15 protein-coding genes are annotated in these 20,139 nt (G+C 61.8%); 4 read left to right on the top strand and 11 right to left on the bottom strand.

Translation table 11 applies throughout. From position 1 onward, the window contains the following. Nucleotides 1–371: 371 nt before the first annotated feature. Nucleotides 372–1,277, bottom strand: a complete 906-nt coding sequence (locus OBACDRAFT_RS16020; RefSeq protein ID WP_052362119.1) for a polysaccharide deacetylase family protein — start codon at nt 1,275–1,277, stop codon at nt 372–374. Between the two features lie 134 nt (nt 1,278–1,411). After that, complete coding sequence (locus OBACDRAFT_RS26775; RefSeq protein WP_232767248.1) at nt 1,412–2,488, bottom strand: glycoside hydrolase family 113; 1,077 nt, start codon at nt 2,486–2,488, stop codon at nt 1,412–1,414. Nucleotides 2,489–2,615: 127 nt separating this feature from the next. Between OBACDRAFT_RS26775 and OBACDRAFT_RS26770 the strand changes: the two genes are divergently transcribed. Beyond that, nucleotides 2,616–3,461: a helix-turn-helix domain-containing protein gene (locus OBACDRAFT_RS26770; protein ID WP_043587329.1), complete on the top strand. Its 846-nt coding sequence runs from the start codon at nt 2,616–2,618 to the stop codon at nt 3,459–3,461. A 58-nt stretch (nt 3,462–3,519) separates the two neighbouring features. Here the strand turns inward: OBACDRAFT_RS26770 and OBACDRAFT_RS16005 are convergent, their stop codons facing one another. The 5 genes from OBACDRAFT_RS16005 to OBACDRAFT_RS15985 all read right to left on the bottom strand — a co-directional run bounded on the left by OBACDRAFT_RS16005 (nt 3,520) and on the right by OBACDRAFT_RS15985 (nt 11,498). Further along, nucleotides 3,520–4,830, bottom strand: coding sequence for a hypothetical protein (locus OBACDRAFT_RS16005; RefSeq protein ID WP_157837129.1), 1,311 nt, complete (start codon nt 4,828–4,830; stop codon nt 3,520–3,522). Further along, the gene (locus OBACDRAFT_RS16000; protein ID WP_043587326.1) at nt 4,794–8,369 is read right to left on the bottom strand and encodes a hypothetical protein; all 3,576 of its coding nucleotides are present in this window, start codon (nt 8,367–8,369) and stop codon (nt 4,794–4,796) included. Before OBACDRAFT_RS16000 ends, OBACDRAFT_RS16005 begins: the two co-directional genes overlap by 37 nt. 108 nt (nt 8,370–8,477) lie before the next feature. Beyond that, complete coding sequence (locus OBACDRAFT_RS15995) at nt 8,478–9,845, bottom strand: autotransporter-associated beta strand repeat-containing protein (RefSeq protein WP_052362116.1); 1,368 nt, start codon at nt 9,843–9,845, stop codon at nt 8,478–8,480. Nucleotides 9,846–9,887: 42 nt separating this feature from the next. Further along, complete coding sequence (locus OBACDRAFT_RS15990; RefSeq protein ID WP_232767246.1) at nt 9,888–10,718, bottom strand: hypothetical protein; 831 nt, start codon at nt 10,716–10,718, stop codon at nt 9,888–9,890. Nucleotides 10,719–10,760: 42 nt separating this feature from the next. Further along, nucleotides 10,761–11,498: a type II secretion system protein gene (locus tag OBACDRAFT_RS15985; RefSeq protein WP_043587322.1), complete on the bottom strand. Its 738-nt coding sequence runs from the start codon at nt 11,496–11,498 to the stop codon at nt 10,761–10,763. Between the two features lie 195 nt (nt 11,499–11,693). Between OBACDRAFT_RS15985 and OBACDRAFT_RS15980 the strand changes: the two genes are divergently transcribed. Then, entirely contained in the window at nt 11,694–12,731 is a 1,038-nt protein-coding gene (locus OBACDRAFT_RS15980; RefSeq protein WP_043587374.1) for a LacI family DNA-binding transcriptional regulator, read from the top strand. A gap of 131 nt (nt 12,732–12,862) precedes the next feature. On the opposite strand, the gene OBACDRAFT_RS15975 is transcribed toward OBACDRAFT_RS15980, so the two are convergent. Beyond that, nucleotides 12,863–14,149 (bottom strand): Gfo/Idh/MocA family protein, encoded by a 1,287-nt coding sequence (locus tag OBACDRAFT_RS15975; protein ID WP_052362115.1) that lies wholly within the window; start codon nt 14,147–14,149, stop codon nt 12,863–12,865. Further along, on the bottom strand, nt 14,146–15,153 hold the full coding sequence (locus OBACDRAFT_RS15970) for a KpsF/GutQ family sugar-phosphate isomerase (RefSeq protein WP_043587320.1): 1,008 nt from the start codon (nt 15,151–15,153) through the stop codon (nt 14,146–14,148). Before OBACDRAFT_RS15970 ends, OBACDRAFT_RS15975 begins: the two co-directional genes overlap by 4 nt. Nucleotides 15,154–15,241: 88 nt before the next feature. Between OBACDRAFT_RS15970 and OBACDRAFT_RS15965 the strand changes: the two genes are divergently transcribed. Then, complete coding sequence (locus tag OBACDRAFT_RS15965) at nt 15,242–16,231, top strand: LysM peptidoglycan-binding domain-containing protein (protein ID WP_232767243.1); 990 nt, start codon at nt 15,242–15,244, stop codon at nt 16,229–16,231. 339 nt (nt 16,232–16,570) lie between these two features. Here OBACDRAFT_RS15965 and OBACDRAFT_RS15960 read toward each other — a convergent pair whose 3' ends face one another. Continuing rightward, a complete protein-coding gene (locus OBACDRAFT_RS15960; RefSeq protein ID WP_043587318.1) occupies nt 16,571–17,869 on the bottom strand; it encodes an FAD-dependent oxidoreductase in 1,299 nt (432 codons plus the stop codon). Beyond that, nucleotides 17,866–18,636, bottom strand: coding sequence for an IclR family transcriptional regulator (locus tag OBACDRAFT_RS25585; protein ID WP_052362114.1), 771 nt, complete (start codon nt 18,634–18,636; stop codon nt 17,866–17,868). Before OBACDRAFT_RS25585 ends, OBACDRAFT_RS15960 begins: the two co-directional genes overlap by 4 nt. A gap of 185 nt (nt 18,637–18,821) precedes the next feature. Here OBACDRAFT_RS25585 and OBACDRAFT_RS15950 point away from each other — a divergent pair, with 185 nt between their 5' ends. Then, on the top strand, nt 18,822–20,138 hold the full coding sequence (locus OBACDRAFT_RS15950; RefSeq protein ID WP_043587316.1) for a hypothetical protein: 1,317 nt from the start codon (nt 18,822–18,824) through the stop codon (nt 20,136–20,138). The last annotated feature ends 1 nt before the right edge of the window (nt 20,139 follow it).

Genomic DNA, 20,139 nt, shown 5'->3' with positions numbered 1-20,139 from the left:
CTCCAGAGCTTCCAAGGAGCCGATCTTATCACCCCCTCTGGCGAAAACATAGTCGGGTAAACGCCTGATATTACACTGCCCGCAGATGGGCATGAACCCAACGCAAACTTCCTGAATATCGAACAGCGAGATCGGATTCCATGCGCGGGCGAGGACGGGGCAACTCAACGTGATGTCAGGCACCGGAGGGCGGGTCTCCTGACCCGACGGCGAGGCTCGCGTCAGCGAGCCTCGCCCATCCGAATACAGGATTACGATACGGATGGGCGCGGCTGCGGCCGCGTCTGGCGGGTCAGGAGACCCGCCCTCCGGTGCCTGACATCACGGTGTTGCACCCGGCGAGGACAACGAACGTGCCCAAAGCCGTAGGATCACAACCGTATCGTCTGCCCCGGCGGCACGTCCACCAAGCGGCCATCAACATTGAGCGTCACCGTGAGCGCGCTCGGGTTGTGCGCGAGATTACGGTTGGCCGACAGCACCAACCGCTGACGCACCGCCTCGTAGTCGAACAACTCGATGTTCGTGCAATACCACACGTCCGGCTTCCCGGAGAGCGGCTTGTAAATGCGCTCCACGCCCGCCCAGTCGTCGCGGTCGTCAAACTCGTAGGCGTGACCCCACACGTAAAACACGCCGTTGGCGCGCGGATTGGCGTGCCATTTCGTGAAACGCGCCGGCACGTCGTCGCCCGCCGCATCCACGTTGTATTGGTGCGCCGTCGCCGGCCACGCCAGCGGTTCGGCAGGCGGAAAACACTTGTCGGAGTTTTGCGTCGTGCGGCTGTAAACCATGCCCAACCCTCGCAGCACCTCGATCACCCGCTCGTTGTAGGTGCCAAATGGATACGCCATGCCGCGCACCGGATAACCGACCAGTTCCTCCAACGCCCGCCGGTCCTCCAAAACCTCCTGTGCGATTTGCAGCGGATCAAGCCGCTCCAGCCACGGATGCGTCACCGTATGCACCGCCACCTCATGTCCGCGAAAAAGCTCCGCAACCTCGGAGGCATCAAGGTAGGTGCGCACGCCACGCCCGGCCTGTTCGACGGCGGGCTTGCCGGTGCGCTGGAGTTTGCCCGAGTTGACGTTGAAGGTGCCCTTGAGTCCCCACTGGTTGAAGGCGGCGACGATGCGCCGGTCGAACGTCTGGCCGTCATCGAAACTCGTGGTGACGGCGATGCGTTTCCCTCCCGGGAAGGCGCAAATCTCAACGCGCGAAGGTTTCGTTGCAGTCGCGGCGGCATTGGCAGTGCATGGATTCGAAAGCGTGCTCATGGGCGAAAATTCGGTGAAACAAAACCGCCACTCTGAACCATCGCCCAACCATGACAAGCCAGCGGAGCGACGGTTTCGGCCAAGGAGGGCAGGTTTCCTGACCCGCCGCCCCCCCCCCCCCCCCCTCCTCCCGCTCACCCGCCCAGTCGCTGTGTCCACGAACGAAAGAGCTCTGCCGCCGGCTTGCCATGGAGGATGAAACCCTTGTCGCCCGCCGGATCGTCCTTGAATTGGACACGGTCGGACTGCTCCTCCCATTTCCACCAATAAAATCCGCGCCACCACGGCTCCGGCGAAAACACGCGGCACACCGCCTCAAGGAAATTGGCCTGCTCGTCAGGCGCATAACGCCCGTCACCGCGCCAACCGCTCGGCGACATCGCGCCGCCGGTCGAGGACGTGCATCCTGTCTCGCCAAACCAGAACGGTTTCGCGAAGATCGTTGCCACGTCGCGGTAGTAGGGAAGCCATGACGAAAGTTTGGCGACCATCTCGTCCACGGTCGCCCCAGCGTGGTCAGCCGCCTGCCGGTAAAAACTCACACTCAACCCGTCGAGATCGTAAAACCAATGGTCGGCCCGGCGTCGCAATTCCGCCAATACATCCACCTGCGGCGTATGACACGAGTCAATGGGCCCGCGGTAAACACTACGCGCAGCGGCAATGACCCGTTTCCAGTGGTCGTTTTCGTCCACCATGCGGTCGAGTTCGCTGTCGAGTCCATACCACTCGCAACCGCATTCCTGCGCAATGCGCGCATAGTGCAGAGTGCGGGCGATAAGCCCATCGAACCACGCCGCGCGATGGCGCGACACGCGCCCCGGGATGCGTTCGCGATCAGGGGGGAACCACACCTGATTGCGTCCGTGACCATCGAGCGTTTCGAGCATCGGGCGCAGATGCACATGGATGCCGCGCGAGTGCAGCAGGTCGATCACGCGCCGCAACTCGGCATCGTCCGGTGTGTAGGTAAAATGTCGATACTGCACCTCGCTGCTCGCGGTGTCCTGAAACACCGTCGGAATGAGTACGCACCAACGCACGCCCAGCGCCGTCATGCGGTCCACCTCGACGCGCGCGGCATCGGAGGAAAAGTAGCCGTTGGGGGCATTGAAGCCAAACGACACGCCGAGACGTCGTGCATTGCTGGCAGGGGGGGGGGGGAGGGAAACGTTGGAAGCGACAGGCGCGCCGGACGTGATGTTGTTCATGGTAAGCTGTGGTGAATCGTGATGAATCGTCGCGTGCCACCTCACGCCGAAAGTTGTCCGCCGGCAAGGTCACGGAAGGCTTGAGCGCGGGTTTGTGTTGAGCATTGCTCAGAGCGGAAAAACCGACATGGCCCAAAACGCTCCCATCCAATCCGTCGAACGCGCGATACGCATCCTGTTTGCCGTGGCCGGGGCGGAGGACGGGCGAACCATTGAACAAATCGCCCGCGCGACCGAACTCAACCCGAGCACCGCCTACCGTCTCGCGCGCACACTGGAAGGTGCGGGCATGCTGGCACGCGCAATGCGGCACACGTCGCCTGCGTCGCTCACGTCGTGCCCCCCCTCCCCCCCCCCCCTGCCCACATCTCCCTCGCGGTCGCAGTTGCCCGCGCCGTCGGCGTCTTCGGTGCGTTTTTTAATCGGCCCGGCCGTGGGCGAACTCAAACACCTCGATGACGACCGACACCTGATCGCCATCGCCAGCCGCGTGCTCGTGCGCTGGCAGGCAAAATTGCCCGGATGCAATCTTGGCCTGGTGGAGCGAATCGCACACGAAAGCTGCGAGCGCCTGCGGGTGACCTCCGCCCGCCCCGGCGTGCCGATCATCCGACGCACCAAGCTGCACCATCCCTACGGCAAGGTGAGTCCATTGTTGTTTCTTGCCTACGCGACGCCTGATGAGCGCGACGACTTTTCCCGCCGACATCCCTTCGAACGCGAAGGCCGCGCCCTCTGGGGCGACCTTGCGCGGCTGGAGGGATTTTTGGCGGACGTAGTGCGTTATGGATACGCGCAACCTGATTTCCCGGACGGCAAATGGTTCCGCCTCGCCGTCCCTGTTTTCGCCTCCGACGGTCATCTTGCTGCGGCGGTGGGCGGCTACGTGGAAAACAGCGCATCCCAACGCACCCGCCAACGCCTCCTCACCCTCTGCCGCGGCGCGGCGGAGGAAATCGGACGGGGATTGTGAGAAGACGGAACAGCCAGACTGCCAAATCTGCTCCCATCCAAACGTTTGATCGGAAAACTCAACCGGGCAGCGAAATCATGAACATCTGCCGGGTACCGTCCGCGGCGATACCGGGGACGACGATGGCGTTGCCCTCACGGTTCCACGCCGGAGCGGGATCAAGACGAAGCGCGCCGGTCTTTGTGCTCCAGTCTGCCATGTAAACACCGGGGGACCTAAAGGTACGGCCTGTTTCGCGGTCGAGAAAAACGTAATGATTGCAGCTTCCGATGCGATCACCGTTGACGAACCAACGCGCATCGGGAGAGACGGCGATGTCGCCTTCGGGATTGGCAAAAAGTTCAGGCCCGCCGAGGTCGCCGACGATCTTTTGACTGGCAGTATCGTAAATAACCTGGCGTCCGTTGCGCGAACCGATGATGCGGGTGCCAGTGTCCCAGTCGGGATGACCGCCGATGAAGATCGGCTGCGCGGTGAGACCAGTGCCGTCCTGACGAACAGTGAAGGCGATGTTGATGCGCGAGCCCTCTTTCTCGGTCTCGAAATCGGCGCGGCAAAAAAAATAGAGCAACCCGCTGTCCCGACTCGGAAGCGTGTGGTTGATGAAGAGGTGGCGCGTGTCGATGCGCTTCGGGTCCATGGGGCGAATCGCTTCGCGGAGTTGCGCGAAGGAGACGATGAGCGTGCGTTCGCCGGTGTCGGTCTCGATGCGATAAATGCCGTCGTCCTCGGGCGCGGAGACACCCGTCGTCCAGTCGGTCGCGCCCTTGTAGCCGGTTGCGGGACGCATGCGCGCCAGACGGGCATAGTTGATGGCAAAAAAACAGCGCTCATCCTGCGCGACCCCGCCGTTGGCGACGGGGCAATCGTCATAGCGATATTCGCGGACGCGTGCGCCATCGCCCTTGCCGGGTGTGCCGTTCTTGTCGGCGGTGATGTCGTAGAGCACGGTAAAAACCTTGCCGGTTTTCACATCGCGGTCGTTGAAGAAAAACTGCGTTTCCGGATGCCTGGGATTCCAGTAAAACATCGTGCCTTGCTGCGGATTCCAGCCGCGCGTCCGGTCAATGACACGCAAGGTGTTTGTCGTCGTGTCGTAGAGGCAGACACCGGCAGGGTCGCCAGCTTCGGGCAGGCGGTCCTGAAACTCCGTTTCGAGGCAAAGAATATAACGGCCGGTGGCGTTCCACGGAATCGTGCGGCACTGGCCGATGTATCCAAAATAATGATTCATCGGTCCCTCGGTGAGCTGGCGCACGGTCACGCCGGCATCGCCAGGCGGAGACATTCCACTGTCGTCCTGAGTCTTGAAAATACGCGACATGAGGCTGGTCAGGGTTGCGCCGAATGATCCGGGATGTCCAGCCACGATTCGCGGAGGCCGGTTTCCACGCGCCAGCCGAGCCATTTGGCGGCCTGCATTTCCATGCGCAGGGGAATCGTGGCATCAGCAGTGGATGGGACACGCAGCACAAGTCGGTCACGGTTATTCAAGGGCTTCCCTGTATCCTCCCAATCAATACCAAGAGGACGCCCCCAGCGGGCGTGCGCGACGACGTTGCCCTGCTTGTCCAGCAATTCCACCGCGGCAATCGATCCATAATCGACGAAGCGCCAGTCGAGCGCGACGGAGACATCCACGCCAGACGACGCAGGCGTGATGTCAAAGCTGACGAATCCGTTGCCGTGACGATGCTGGCGGAAAAACAACCAATTGTTAGCAGCCAGCGATATTTCGGCGTTGGCGGCGGAAAGTTCAGCCTGGGCATCGCCAGCGCAGCGCAGAGTCAGCCGGACAGCGGACGCGGATGATGGCAACGGCGGCAGGTCGAAAACCTCAAATTTCGGGCCGGCAAGAGAGCCAGAAGCGAGTTCGGTGAAGGCCGAATCGTCAGTGGTGAGTCGATAATCCAAAACATCGTCGGCTGCGTTTTTACCCGAGCGAAATCCGATCTGTTTGTAAAGTCGAACGGCAGGCGCAGTGCGTGCAATTGGAGCGCTGGCCGTGGGGCGAATGCGGAATGTGAGGTCGGCATCGTGACGGCCTCCGGCGCGGCCGGTGAGAAGCGCGATGCCCGCCGGATGCGCGGGCGTAAGTGGAGAGAGGGGGACGCCGAGCCGGGCGGCTTCGTGCAACCAGATGGCTCCGCGCACGGCGTTGATGCCCATGCCATGCGCGCTCATTGCCTGCACAGGAAGCCGGTCGGCGAACGCTTGCAAATAAGCGGGATCGTTGGTGCGCGCAGCCAAGGCCGCGGAGGCTTGGAAAAGAAACTGGTCACGATCCTCACCAATGTTTTCGAGGAGATCGCGTTTGGCCGTGACGTCGAGGAGCTGGCGTCCGTAGGCCGCGATGCGGGCATCAAGCGCAGGGGTGGAGCCGGTGACTGCACGCCATTTTTCGAGAGCCATGATATTGATGCCGGCGTAGTAGGCGCCGGTTTCCATGGGCACGTCGTGGGCGAGATGAGTTTCGAAGGCGTCGCGCAAGAGTTTGTAGTGGGTTATCTCATACAGCTCGGCAAGGTGCAGGAGCACACGGGCGCGTTCGCGGCCGGTATAGCGGAGCTTGTGGCGTGAGAGGAGTTCAGCAGCAGTGCCGCGCGCGGCCTCGTAGGAACGGCGGTCGCCGGTCAACAGGTAATGTCCGATGAGGCCGGTGCTCCAGTAGTGGCCGACGTGCCAATGGCTCGTGGTGTGGAGACCGGCGGCGTGGGTCTGCATCCATTTGGAGTTTTGGGACGCATGCAGGATGGCGACGTCACGAAACTGCCGTGTCATGATGGCGGCACGACGAAAGAGCGCCGGGTCGCCTCCGCGCAGGTATTGCATGAGGAGCGCTTCGATGAGCGAGGTTTCGTTATTTTTCCATCCACTGGGCGCGCCGGCATCACCAAAATCGAAGCCGCCTGTTGTATCCTGTCTTTGGATATCCCTGGCGAAGGCGGCGAAGAATGCCTCCAGCGAGAGTTCAAAGAGCGGGAATTTCCCGCGGGCCTCGGCGGCAGTGAGCCAGGGGCCGCCAAACACGCCGGTGCGGACGACATGGGCGGGATCAGGGAAGACGCGAAGTGGATGCGTGATGCGAGCCTGCGCAGTGCGCAATGCGGCGGTGGTGACAGCGGAGTCCGAAGCAGCGGGGGCGAGGAGAAAGCGAAAGGTCTGGCTGATGCCAAAGGGAAGCTCGACGTAGGTGGCGTGACGCGGAGGTTGCGCATAAACGGTCACGCTGCCGGGCCGCCATGTGATGGCGGCGGGGTTCATGTTGTCGAAATCAGCGACAGCCACCGTGACGTCGGGGAAGCAAACGGTTCCGGTGGCGCGGGTGGATTCGTGGCGTTGGGTGGTTGCGGAAGCCGCGCCGCCGTCGGTATCGATGACAAGATCGTAGCGACCTTCTCCGAAATACTGGTGTAGCTGCGTGAGGGTGAGCGATTGACGGGGCGCGGGAAGCGTGAGGGCGTTGCCGTTGGCTAGCGTGATTTGAACGGTCGAGCCGGCGGAAGCGGCGGGGGGGGGAGGGAACGGCACGGACAATGTGAGACCGACAGAGCGGACGGTGAGGTGCGAAACGCGTTCCTGCTGTTCGTAGCTCATTTCGACTTCGAGCGCATCGGTATTGGCGAAGGCATGCAGGCGGCAGTCGTAGGCAACGCCGAGTGTGCGTCCGTTGCCATTGGCGGGGGAGGATTCGTGAAGGCGACCGCGCACGCGAACGATGGCATGAAGGGGGCCGTTGCGTTCGAGTTCGACGATGTCGGGCGCGATGGCGTCGGAAACAAAACGACGTCCGTCGATGGTGGTGAGTTCGAAACCGGAAAAGCGTTTACGAGAGAGGGGCAAAGGACGCCCGTTGAGGTTGAGTGTGATTGCGTCGGCAGTCTCGATGGCGAGCGGGGCGTTCGTTTTGGGGGTATCAGGAAAAGACGGGGCGTAATGCAGGAAGTAATTTTTAATTGAATACGATTCAAGCGTGACCGGCAGTTCCACGAGGACGGAGATGGCGCTGCCGTCGAGTGGGCGGCGGGCGAGGATCGTGGTTTGCGCGGAGACGGGATTGCCGTCGGCGTCGGTTACGCGGAGTGCGCTCGTGTCATAAACTTGTCCGGGCGCGAGCGGGATGCCTCCGGTGGCGATTTCGGCGTGGCGAGCGGCGCCAGCGGTTTCCGTGACAGTGAAGGGCGCGCTTCCTGCCGGGAGACTGACGGCGGAGGGAGGGGGGGGGGGAGGGGTTATTTCGGGGGATGTGCCAAGCCAGTCGCGCAAAACCACTCGTTCTTCGCGGACGGTGGCGAAGGCGGGCATCATCGAGGTGAAGGGACCGGGTTCGGCGCGGTCCACTTCGAGTTGCGCGGCGTCAATCCAGATGTCGCCTTTCGCGGGCGTGAGGGGACGTATCCAGGTTTTGAGAAGATGGACGCGGATGTGTCCCTGATCGGTCGCTTTGGTGACGCGCACGGGAACAATGATGCGCTGCCATTCGGAGGTAAGCGTGACGGTGTGGTTTCCGGTGACGCGGGGGCCGGTCTTGTAGTGGTCGTCGATGGCGAAAACCTCGAAGCCGGCCTCAACTTCGACGCCGGGCCGATCGCTGCGGGCGTAGATGGAAAATACGGCGTCAGCTTCACCGGGAAAGTCGCGGGCGATGCGCCATGTGAAGGGACGCGCGCCGCGAAGCACGAGCGAGCGGCGGCCTTCATATGCACGGGTGGTGTCGAAGCGCCAGCCAGAGAGTTCGCCGAGGTCGCGCCGGTCGGAGCCGGAGGGGAGACCGATTTCGCGGGGTTCTGCGCGGAACTCGAATCCGCCGTCAGCAAGCCAGTTGCCCGCCGGAAATGTGTCTTCGGCGGCGGCCATGATGGCGAAGGAGAAGACAAGGCTGGACAGGAGTGCGCATGGGAATCGCATGGGAAAATAGGAGGGGGGGGGGGGCGACCAATGTAGAATGCAGAATGCAGAATGTGGAATGCGGAATGTCCAATCCACGAGCGCAAATGCTCCTGATCATTCTTCATTCTACATTAGCCCGCGGTACAGATAGCGGCGCAGTGCGGCGAAAGAAAATACGCCCGCGCCAAGGAGCAGAACCCACGCGGCGGGTTCGGGAATGGCGCCGGAGGTGACGATAAAATTCCCGATCAGTTCGTTCATGCTCAAGGTGCCGGAGAGGTTTTGTGTTCCGAAGTTTTTGTAGGTGAGCGTGGCACCGGCGAAGGCGTTGGCACCGGCAACGGAAAGGAGGTGTGTGTAGGTTTGGTCAAGGATTCCCGTGCTCTGGAAATCAATCACGAAGGTGGCTTCGCCGGAGCCGCTTTGCGTAAGGTCGCCGGAGAGGTTGAGTTTTGCATTGGCTCCAAGGTCGAGGCCGAGGACGGCTCCGCTTGCGAAAGCAGCGTCGTTCAGGGTCAGAGCCGCGCCCGCGACAAACGTTGCGTCTTTCGCAACGGTCAGGTCGCCAGTTGCGGCAAGGCTGCCGGTGATGACAAGCGTGCCCGCGTCAACTTGCGTGCCACCAGTGTGGGTAAGCACGCCGGTGAGGGTTTGTTTGCCCGCGCCGGTCTTGAGAAGGGCGAGCGTGCCGCCGGTGCCGTCGGCAAGGATCGTGGTGGCGGTGAAAGCGGTGGCGGCATCGGTGTCGATTTTGAGCATGGCGGCGTTGGAACCGCTGGAACCAGCGCGTTGTGAACCATAGATTGTCGCAGCCGTGCCACTCGTTTGCGTGAGGCTTTTGATGGTCGCCGTGCGACTGTAGCCGGTGGAGTTGTTATTGATAAGGTAAACGTTTTTGGTGTTCGAGCCGCTGAAAGTGACGGCGCCAAGGGAGTAGTTTTGCGTGGCGTTGAAGGCCAGAATGGAGGTTGGTGAGCCGCTGTTGTTGTTGCCCATATCAAGCGTGCTGATGGCGAGCGAGTTGATCCGGCGTCCGCCATCGTTGCGGCCAAAGTAAAAATTGCCGTTGGTGTTAAAGTTGAGCCTGTTGATCGTGAGGTTGAGGTAACGGCCCGTGTTGTCGTCGGCAAAGTTGATGGAGCTGCTGCCATTGTTTTTTGTCAGGGTTCCGGTGATGGCCAGCGTGGCGCTTCCCTCGGTGTTGGGTGAACTGAAGGTGAGGTTGGTGCCGCCGTTCGTTGTCGCGGAGAGGTTGCGAACGGTGGTGGTGCCGTTGCCTAGATAGATGTTTTGTCCACTGGTGGTCGTGGTGACGGAAACATCGGCGTCGTCAGCATTGGGCACGCCGTTTGGAGTCCAGTTGGTGGCGGTGTTCCAGTCGCCACCAGTGGCTTGGTTCGCCCATGTGTAACTGGCGGCGCTGGCGTTGAGAGCGAATAGCCCGAGGCTGGCGAACAGCAGGGCCGCGAGAGTGATGATGCGGGTCGTTTTCATAGGTTTTGGTCGGGTGGTTTCGGATTCGGATTAAGGTTGATCTCAGGGAGAGAGAGGGGATGCGGGGGGCGTGTTGGTCGTGATTTTCACGCCGGTGATCGTGAACGCGCCGGAGAGGTTGCCGGAACCGAAAATGAATGTGTCAAACGTAGTGGTAATCGGGATACCGATGCGTTTTTCGTTGCTGATGACGAAAGGCGTTCCGGCAACTTCGCCCCAAAATTTCAGGCCGGCGGTTGTGCATTCGATGGTAAAGACAACCGGCTGCGGTTCGGTGCCGAAAGCCGCGCCTTTGAAGCCGATGATGCGGTTGTCTCCGCTCGTTGTGAAAACGGCGGCGCCTTTGGTGATGGTTTTGTCGCCGGGGTCGCGAAAGAGATTGGTCTGGTCGGCACCGCCAGTGTTGAGCGTCACGAAATATCCAGACGCGCTGTCTCCCGCAGGATTGGTGTTGGGGTTTTGAGGGAAGAGCGTGGCGGGATTTTTTCGGCTGTCGTAAAGGCCGAGTCGGAGCGCGCCGCCGATGCTGGCAGGGGCGTTCTCGTAGCGGATGGTGAGGCGGAGTGTCACGCAGTCACCGGGCGCCGCGAGTGTCACCGGATCGAAGCGCGTGTATCCGATCGCCCATGCTCCGTTGACGCGAAGGCCAGTGCCGGAGTTTTTGAAAATGTCGCTGGTGCCAAGATTGCCGTAAAGGGTGCCGCCGTCGGAGGTGGCAGTCTGGTTGGCGCGGGCGTCCTTGACGGTGACTTGCGCCAGATCGTCGGCGAGGACCGTGCGCGTTTCCGCAGCAGCAACTATCAACGGGGCAACGGCGAGAATGAGCGCAATCAACAGGGTCGGTGCAGCGGAAGCAGAGCTGGGTTTTCGCATGAACATGGTTCGTCGAATGATCGGGAGCGGGGGGGGGGAGGGTTACGGCCACGTTTTCTGCGGTTCTTTTAGCCCGACGGTGGCGACGTGGCCGTCAAAGAAAGCGCGGTTATATTTGGAGTTGTGCACGGAGGGCGCCATGTCGGCGACGTCCCACCCATACGCCCATGTTTTTCTGAGTTCGGCATCCATGTCGGTAAGCATCCAGACGCGACTCGGCATCGGGATTGAGTGCAGGGAGACGGGTTTTTGTTGAGGCGTTCCAGCGCCAGCATCGGGATTGCCCCAGACGGTACCGGTGTAGTCAGAGAAGACGTCGCTGCGGGTGTTGACAGCGTAAACGATGGCCGAATCCGGTTTGTCGGTGAGGCGGTCGGGACGCGCGGAGGCGAAACCGGGACATATCATGATGGGCACCATGATGACTTCGTTGTTGATCAATCTGGTCTGAAACTGCGAGGCGATGAAGCCGGTGAGGCGTCCCTTGTCGTTACCCTTTAGATGGGCCGGGAAAACTTTTCCGTAGAGCGGGCCTGGGAGGGTGTTGTTGCGCTGTTCGTTGGCGTAGAGGATGATCGCAAGGGCAATTTGCCGCATGTTGGACTGGCAGGAGGCAGTGCGCGCGCTCTGGCGAACTTTGCCGGTCACGGGGAGAATGATTGCCGAGAGGATGCCGATAATCGCGATCACGGTGAGCAACTCGATCAGGGTAAATGCACGGCGGGGTGGACGTGGTGTTTTCACCGGCACAAGGCGCGTGTTTGAGCGTGATGATTGCATGGGCGGGGTGGTGTGGTGTTTGCGGCAAGATTGCCCGGCCTTTCCGTAGGCGCAATGATCGTAAAACTTTATTGTATAGTAACAGGAAACCGGCTTCCCATGCCGGGCATGAAATCAGAGGACACCGACTCATTCTCCGGACCCGCCGCGGCAAAGTTCGCCTTGTCTTCGCATGGAGCGCCGACTGTCCCGCGAGTGTCGCTCAAGGATGTGGCAGAGGCGGCGGGGGTGACGCGGATGACGGTGTCGCTGGCGTTGCGCAATCACTCGTCGATCCCGGAAGTGACGCGGGCACGCATCCGCGAGCACGCGGAGCGGCTGGGCTACCTGCCTGACCCGGAAGTGGCGCGTGTGATGGGTTCGATCCGGGCGCGCAGACGTAGTCACCGGCCCACTACAATCGCCTACATCACGGCGCACGAAAACCGGTTTGAATGGCGAAATCATCCCACGCATCTGGCGTATCACGATGGCGCGGAGCGGCGGGCGGCTGAATGCGGGTACAATCTGGAAGAATTCTGGCTGGGAGAACCGGGAATGACGGCGCGGAGGCTGGGGGATGTAATCCGCAATCGTGGCATCAACGGCGTGGTGGTGTCACCGTTTCCATGGGCGCAGCCGTTGTTTGACGAATTTCCGTGGAAATTCTTTTCGGCGGTGGCACTCGGCTATTCGATGGTGCAGCCGGCGCTTTGCCGCGCGTGCAACCACCAGTTCCAGTCAATGCAGTTGCTGGTGGCGAAGCTTTGGCGATGCGGTTACCGGCGGATCGGATTCGCGATGGAACGCGATCAGAACGACCGCGTGCGGCACAACTGGCGCGGCGGGTTCATGTCGGATGACGCGCCTTTGCCGGGATGGCCTGTAGTGCCTTTTTTGTTACATGAGGACTGGACACGGGATCGCTTCGCGGCGTGGCTGGAGTTGGAAAAGCCGGACGTGGTCGTCACCGCCGGTCCCGAGGTGGAGCGCTGGCTGGCGGAATTGGGATTGCGCACGCCGCGCGATATCGGGCTGGCCAATGTGGACCTTGTGCCGGTCATGGCGGAACACAAAGTCACGGGCATCAACCAGAACTCGCCGCAGGTGGGCGCGGCGGGGGTGGATTTGCTGATTACGTTGATGAACTCCAATGAGCGCGGTGTGCCGCGGGTGCCGCGGATTTTGATGGTGGAGGGGGAATTCGTGCAGGGGAAAACGACCAGGGCAATTTCCACAAAGCCCCCGGAATAATCCGTCTTATACCACTTCCCTCCCGAACGTAGAATAATGGGTTCAAACATCTCACGCGGGGACGCGGAGGCGCGGAGGATTGGAAACAGATGGTTTTCTCCGCGTGAGATGTTTTTGACGGGGATTCTGATTCAGGGATTATTCGCGGCGGCGCTGGCGCTGATGCGGGTGATCGTCTCGCCGAGATGGGCGATGTCGGACGGAGCAACAGGCTTCGCGGCGTGCCGGCGGGGCCAGCCGCAGGTCTCGCTGGGCCAGCGACCGGTATCCAAAAAAGTCTGCATGGCGTCGGTCAGGCCGGTCACCACGAGGTAGTCGCGCTGATCCTTTTCGTTGCGCACGAAACGGCGGGCCGACTCAGGGATCGGTGTGATCTCGCCGCTGGAAACATAGGAGAGTCCGTTGAAGTGGACGAATGGCCGGCTGTCCTCCAGACGCGTGGCGGGACGGGCAACCTCGCCGCGAAGGTAGCGATAATATTGCTGGTGGTTTTCGACGAGGGTGTCGAAGGGCGGGAGCGCGGCGCGCTCGGTGCGGCCGTCGTTCCAGGTGATTTCGTAGTGCGAGCCGACGACGTAACGAATGCGGGCTTTTTCCAGAACGAGGGTTTCGTGGTGGATGTGCGGTTCGGGACAGGCGTGGGTGAGGGCAACGCGGATGGTGACGCCGGTGGCGGTGACGGCCTGCGTGAAAAACGTGTCGGTGCCCTCGATGGCATTGCCGCGGTAAAGCTCGGCCTTGACTTGGGCAAGCACGGCCCAGTCGAGCACGGCGGCGGGACCGGCCCAGTAAAGGGTGTTGTGCGCGTAGTGCGCCATGGCGTTGCCAAAACAGGAATCGAGCAGCAAGCGCCCGTCAGGAGTGCGCAAATGGGCGGCCCAGTTGTTGCGGGAAAAATAGCTGGCGGTGCGCGGCCATTGGGCCAGGAGGCGCACGTCGGTGAGGGCGCCAAACTCGCCGGCGAGGATGCGTTGTTTGAGCTCGGTGCGGGGTTTTTCGATGATGAAGTTGAAGCCGACGAGGGTTGCCTTTTTGGCGGCGCGGTCGGTGGCGATCATCGTCTCCAATTCGGCGGGGTCGAGGGTGGGCGGTTTTTCGAGATAAACGGGAATGCCGCGTTCGACGGCGGCGCGGTGCATCTCGGCGTGCAGGGCGATGGGCGTCGGGATCACAATGAGATCGAACTGGCCGGCGCAGGCGTCGAGCAGAGCGCGGTAGTCTTCAAACACGCGGACGCCGCGGGCGTCGAAGCGCCAGCGTTCGCGCTCGGCTTCGAAGGCGTCGGGCCGCGGGTCGCAGGTGGCGACGAGCCGGGCCTGGCCGAGCTCTTCGAGCGCGAGGAGGGCGCGGTGGTGGACGCCGGCAAAGCCGCCCATGCCGATGATTGCGACGCGGATTGGAGGAACGCTGTTGCTCATACGATTTTTAGTTTTGGCAAATCCTGACCGTCCACGAGGCCGACGGGACGGCCGGAACGGTCAACGACGATGAGATCGTCGATTTTGTGTTGTTCAAAAACGCGGAGGGCATCGACGCCAAGCGCATCATCGCGGATGGTTTTGGGCGATCGAGTCATGAATTCGCTGACGGGCTTTTGGAGAAAATCGGGGCCGGTGAGGGCGCTGCGGCGGAAGTCGCCGTCGGTGAGGATGCCCGTGAGTTTGCCTCCCCCCCCCCCCGGCTTTCGGGCGGTGGAGACGAGGGCGATGGAACCGCTCTTGGCCTTGGTCATGCGCAGGATGGCGTCTTGCAACGTGACGGTTTCAGGAGCCACGGGGAGGCGGTCGCCGGTGCGCATGATGTCGCTGACGCGCAGGAGAAGGATGCGGCCCAGGTTGCCGGCGGGGTGGAAGCGGGCAAAATCGTTGCGAGTGAGTCCGCGGATTTTGAGCAACACCATGGCCAGCGCGTCGCCAAGCGCGAGGGCGGCGGTGGTGCTGGCGGTGGGGGCGATGCCGAGGGGGCAGGCTTCGCGGGGCACGCGATAGAGGAGGCGCAGCGGAGTGTGGCGGGCGAGTTCGGAGTCGGGGTTGCTGGTAAAGGCAACGATGACGACGCCGAAGCGTTTGAGGAGAGTGACGAGTTTGATGACTTCGTCGGACTGGCCGCTGTTGCTGAGGAGAATGACAACGTCGCCTTCGGCGCAGAGGCCGAGGTCACCGTGGAGGGCCTGGGTGGCGTCGAGGAAGCACGAGGGAATGCCGGTGCTGTTGAAGGTGCCTGCGAGTTTTATCGAGATGTGGGCCGACTTGCCCACGCCGGTGAAGATGAGTTTGCGACCGGCCTCGATGGCGGACTGCACGGCGCGCACGACGTTGACAAACTGGGTGTCGAGACTGGCGCGGGTGGCGTCGATGGCGTCCTGCTCGATTTGCAGACACTCGCGGGCGTGATTGATAACGGATTTGGAAGCCAGAGCCATTTAGGATTTGAGTCAGAGGGAAGCTTGCGAGACTTAGGAGCAAACCAACGTCCATCAAACCATTTTCCCGTTTTACCGTTTTTCAGCCATGCCCATGAGGAGTTTTTCGTTTGTCAAGTCGTCGCCCGTCCTGCGTGTCGCCGTGCTGTTGCTGGTGTTGACGGTGACATCCGGCTGGTGGGGCGGGTGCGAGCGGCAGGCCGCGACAATCTACACGGCAGAGGCGGATGACCCGAATTTTCGCCGGGGCAAGGAATTCGCCAAACAAGCGAGCAATCGCGAGGCGCTCTCGTCGTTTCTACGCGTGATCGCCGATCGCGGTGACAATGCCCCTGAGTCTCATCTGGAACTCGGGATTCTCTATCAGCAGCACATGAAGGATCCGCTTTCGGCGATCTATCATTTCAAAAAATTCCGCGAACTGCGGCCCAACTCGCCACAGGCCAACTTTGCCCGCCAGCAAATAGATGCCTGCATCCGCGAATTCGCGCGCACGCTGCCGGGCGAGTTGATCGAAAACCAGACCCCGCAATCCTCACTCCACGAGGAAAACAACAAGCTTCGCCGCGAGATCGATTCGCTCAAAGATCAACTCGACATCGCCCGCAACTCCGCCCTCGACGCGAGCCGCAACGTATTGCCGCCGCTCACCGTCGATGCCAGCCGCACGTCAACGCCGCCGGGGGGGGGGGGACAGGGGCAGTCGCAAGCCTACGGGCAGGCGCAGCCCCCGGCGCAGTCGTCCGGGACCACTTATGGCAACAATCCGGTGCCGCTGGTGCCGCTCGCGCCTGTGACCTCGACTTATGCCCCGCCGACTCCGGCCCCCCTCCCACCCCCCCCCCCCCCCTCCCATCAGGCTTCACCGGCGTCCATCACGCCAGTGCCGGCAGCACCCGCAACAACCGCGCGCGGGCAACGCCACGTCGTGGCCAAGGGTGACACGCTCTACAACCTTGCCCAGCGCTACTACGGCAACCGCTCGCGCTGGCGCGATATTCTCGCTGCCAACCGCGACCAGTTGCCCGGCGAAAACGCCACACTGCGAATCGGCATGGAATTGCGCATCCCGCAGTGATTCCCGGCGTCAGGCGTAGCCGAAACTAGAGCAATCTCATTTGAACTGTAGCCATTTGATACCTGGTAGGGAGGCCTCTCCGAGGCCTCCGCTGTGCGTAGTGTGAGAATGCGAAATTCATAGGTAGATGGAACGTGGTTTCGGAGGCCTCGGACGGAGCGCAGCAGCGCGGAGATGGCATCGCCGGAGGCGATGGCCCGAAGGGCTGCCCTCGGCAGAGGGCACAAAGGCCTCCCTACCATTAAGACAACGGCTATATCTCAACTCTAAATGCTCTAAAGCTGCTGTTACGCATTTGCAGAACCTGACGCGAAGTCAGGAGATCAGACCCTGCAAATTTCACTCGCCTGCCGCATTCGCATCCGGATGTGGCCTCGCCAGATCCGCATCAATGATGACGCCCGCCTTGCGCAGCGTCGCTTGTAATTTTTCCACTGGAATCCGTCTCCGATCCTCAATCCGCTCGCGGATCAACAACGCCGCCGCCATTCCGCTCGCCTGACCCGTCACGGCACACGTGCCGATGGCGCGCGTCACGTCGATCACCGTGTGATCCGACGACATGCACCGCCCCGCGACAAAAAGATTTGGGCAATCATCGGCATGGATCGCTCGCAACGGAATCGGATACACCGGCCCCTTTCGCCTCCAGTCGCCCGTCATTCCCACGCAGTCATCCAGCCAAGTATGGCGGTGACATTCGCCGAGCGAAAACCGGTTTTGCAAACGCCTCGTCACGCGAAACGTTGGGATCGACGTCAACGCGAAAGGATAAATCACCGACTCCGGCGACGCCTCCTGCTTCTTCGCCAGTTTTTCGAGCAGCAGCCTGCGCGAATCAATCACCTGCCGCGTGACGTCGCGGTGATCCGTGCCGGAAAAAAACGGCCCCACCGCGTTGTTCCCGCCGCGATGCTCCTTGTCGTAGGGATTTGTCCATGACACCAGGCGAACCTTGCCGTCATTGATTTCATAATACCAACCACAAAGCACATTGTGCCGGTAAGTCTCCACCGGACACCCTGCGAGAAACGCCAGGTCCGCGTCACCACTCGCATCGACAAACACCTCCGCCGCAATCGCCAGCCGCCCGCTCTTGTTCTCCACGATCAGATGCGCAATCTCGTCGCCCCGCTTCAGCACCTGGCACACCCGCGTATCGTACATGAGCGTCACGCCCTCCGCCTCCAGCAAACGCTCCATCGCCATCTGAAACGCGTAGGGATTGAAACTCGACATGTAGCGTTTTTTCCGCCGGTCCTCCTGTCCCGCCGTCCCCTCCCCCGCCTTCCAGCAATCCGGCACCGGCACGAAACCCGCCGCCGGCAGCCCCGCCCCCTTCAATTCCGCCACCGAATGATGCAACAACTCCTCGGCGATGCCCCCCATCACCTGCCGCCCGAACCCGTCGCATAGCGGCAGGTATTTTACGACGTGCCCCAGCGTGGCCAGTCCGCCGAGACCAAATTGTTTTTCGATCAACACCACGCGCATTCCCTGTCGCACGGCGGCCAGCGCCGCCGCCACGCCGGCGATGCCGCCGCCCGCCACCGCCACGTCATACGCGGCATCAAGCGGAATCTGTCTTTCCGGTTCGGATACAAATGCGGCCGTCGCCGCCGAGGTTTGAGCATTCATGATGATAAATTCCGTGTGATCGCCGCGCCTGCCGCCCGGGCCGCGACGATCAGTTCCCTCTTACGCTGCGCCAGCCCCTTGCGCTCCCTCAGATTCCACTGGACGGTCAACGCCGCCGCGAGACCGCCGCCCGGACGAAAAACCGGCAGCGCGAGTTTCAGCCGCAACGGCGTTTTCTCCGGCATCAAATAAAAACCCGTCTCGCGCAACACCCGCAACGCCGTCTCAAACGCCTCCCGGCTCTCCCAAAAATGAAGCCCGTAGGCATCAAACGGATACCGCGCCTCGTAGGCCTCCCGCACCTCCTGCGGCCAGAACGCCAGATGCGCCAGCCCGCCCGCGGACACATACGGCGGCAGCACATGGTTGACCTCCTCGCGCACCACCTCCGGCTCGTTTGCCGGCGTGTGGGCGCGCACCACGACGCTGTCTCCGATGTATTCGGAAAAATAAAGCAACACCCCCGGCAACTCCCGCGCCAGACCCCGCATCTGGTCATAAACCACGTGATAAAAACGATCCCGCCTCTGTCCCTCGGCCAGTTGCAACCATTTGTCTCCCGTCACATAGCGCGCCGGGTTTTCCAGCCGCCGCACGTAACCGCACTCCACCAGCGTATGCACCAGATGATACGCCGCCGGGGCCGAGCAGCCAATCTCCGCCGCAAGCTCCTTGAGCGAAGCGCCCTCCTTTCGCCGGGAGACCGCCTCAAACAAGGCAAGACCACGCTGGAGTGACTGGACAGGTTTGAATGCTCGATTAACCATAGGTTAATTTTTATTTTCTAATGATTAATTAAGAATCAACGCTCCCACTGCCTGTCAACGTCAGACACGCGCATTTTCACATGCATTGCGCAGGTCAAAAAAATGCCAATCGCGTCAAGCCGCGCTAAAGACGCGAATAACGGGATTTGTTTTAATCTTAACCGGCCTCATATTAGCCACCCGTCATGCCTGCCAACGCCACCAACGCCCCCTCCACCATTCGCCCGCTTCCCATCTCCGACCGCTGGAGCCTCCACAGCTACTACACGCTCTGCCCCTACGCGCCCGACGGCTCCGACCGCCTGCTTCTCTCCGGAGCCGACCTCGCCACCCGCACCGGCGAAGTCATCGTCCTCGGCCCCGCCGATGCCAGCGGACACCGCGCCATCCAAAACCGTTTCCCCGCCGGCCCCGTCAACGAGGCGTATTGGCACACCGGATACTGGCAAACCTGGTCGCCCGACGCCCGCGCTGTTTATTTCCAAGGCGGCAGCCTCACCGCGCCCCGCATCCGCCGCCACGACCTCGCCACCGGCGTCACCACCGAGATTGAAGGCGACATGGAAGGCGCCCCCCCCGACGGCGAACCCATTCTCTCCGGACTCCTCGGCATGCTCTATGCCGCCGGTTACGGCGACGGACTCTACAAACCCGACACCGCCCCCGTTCCCTTTCAAGCCCGCGACAAACACGGACTTTTTGAATACAGTTTTCCACCACCCCCCCCCCCCCCCCCCCCTCTCGAAATCCCAAATTTCAAATCCCAAATCCCAAATGCCCCTGTTGCCCGGCTGCGACTCAGCATCAACGATGTCCTTCAAAAACTCCCCGCCGCCACCCGCGACCGCATACGCAACACCGACAGCGAACTCGCTGCCCGACTCGGCAACGGCGATGCCGCCACGCTCATGCTCTACTGCGCACGCTGGACGCGCAACGCCCGCCGCTTCCTCTTTTTCTTCGGCAACCACTGCGTCGTAAAAGGACGTGGCGAACCCAAAATCACCTACGTCCTCACTGCCGACCGCACCCTGCGCGACATCCACGTCGCCCTTGATTTCAGCTACGAACGCCGCGGCGTCCACTGGAGCTGGCAACCCGACGCCGAGCACCTCATCGGCTACGGACCCGACCCGCAAAACCCCTCCCGCCAGTGCCTCGCCGAAGTCCGCTATGACGGCACCGGTTACCGCAAACTCAGCGACCACGCCAGCGGCGGGCACCCAAGCGTCAGTCCGCTCGATTCCGATCTCATCGTCACCGACGAAGGCACGCCTACGGGCGGCGCGGTTCTCTTCATCTCCAAACGCACCGGGCAAACCATCCAGCGCATCGAACTCCCCAAGTTCATCGGCGACCGTGAACCGCCAGGACGAAATCCCCTCCGCATCTGCCATCACCCGGTTTTCAACCATCGCGGCGACAAAGTGCTCGTCAATACGCTCCCCGGCGCGAATGCCGTCCCCGCTGAAATCACTCCGCCCGGCGTATTCACTAAATAAT

This window comes from Geminisphaera colitermitum TAV2, assembly GCF_000171235.2.
Lineage (GTDB): Bacteria > Verrucomicrobiota > Verrucomicrobiia > Opitutales > Opitutaceae > Geminisphaera > Geminisphaera colitermitum.
This window is presented reverse-complemented; position numbering and strand designations above follow the sequence as displayed.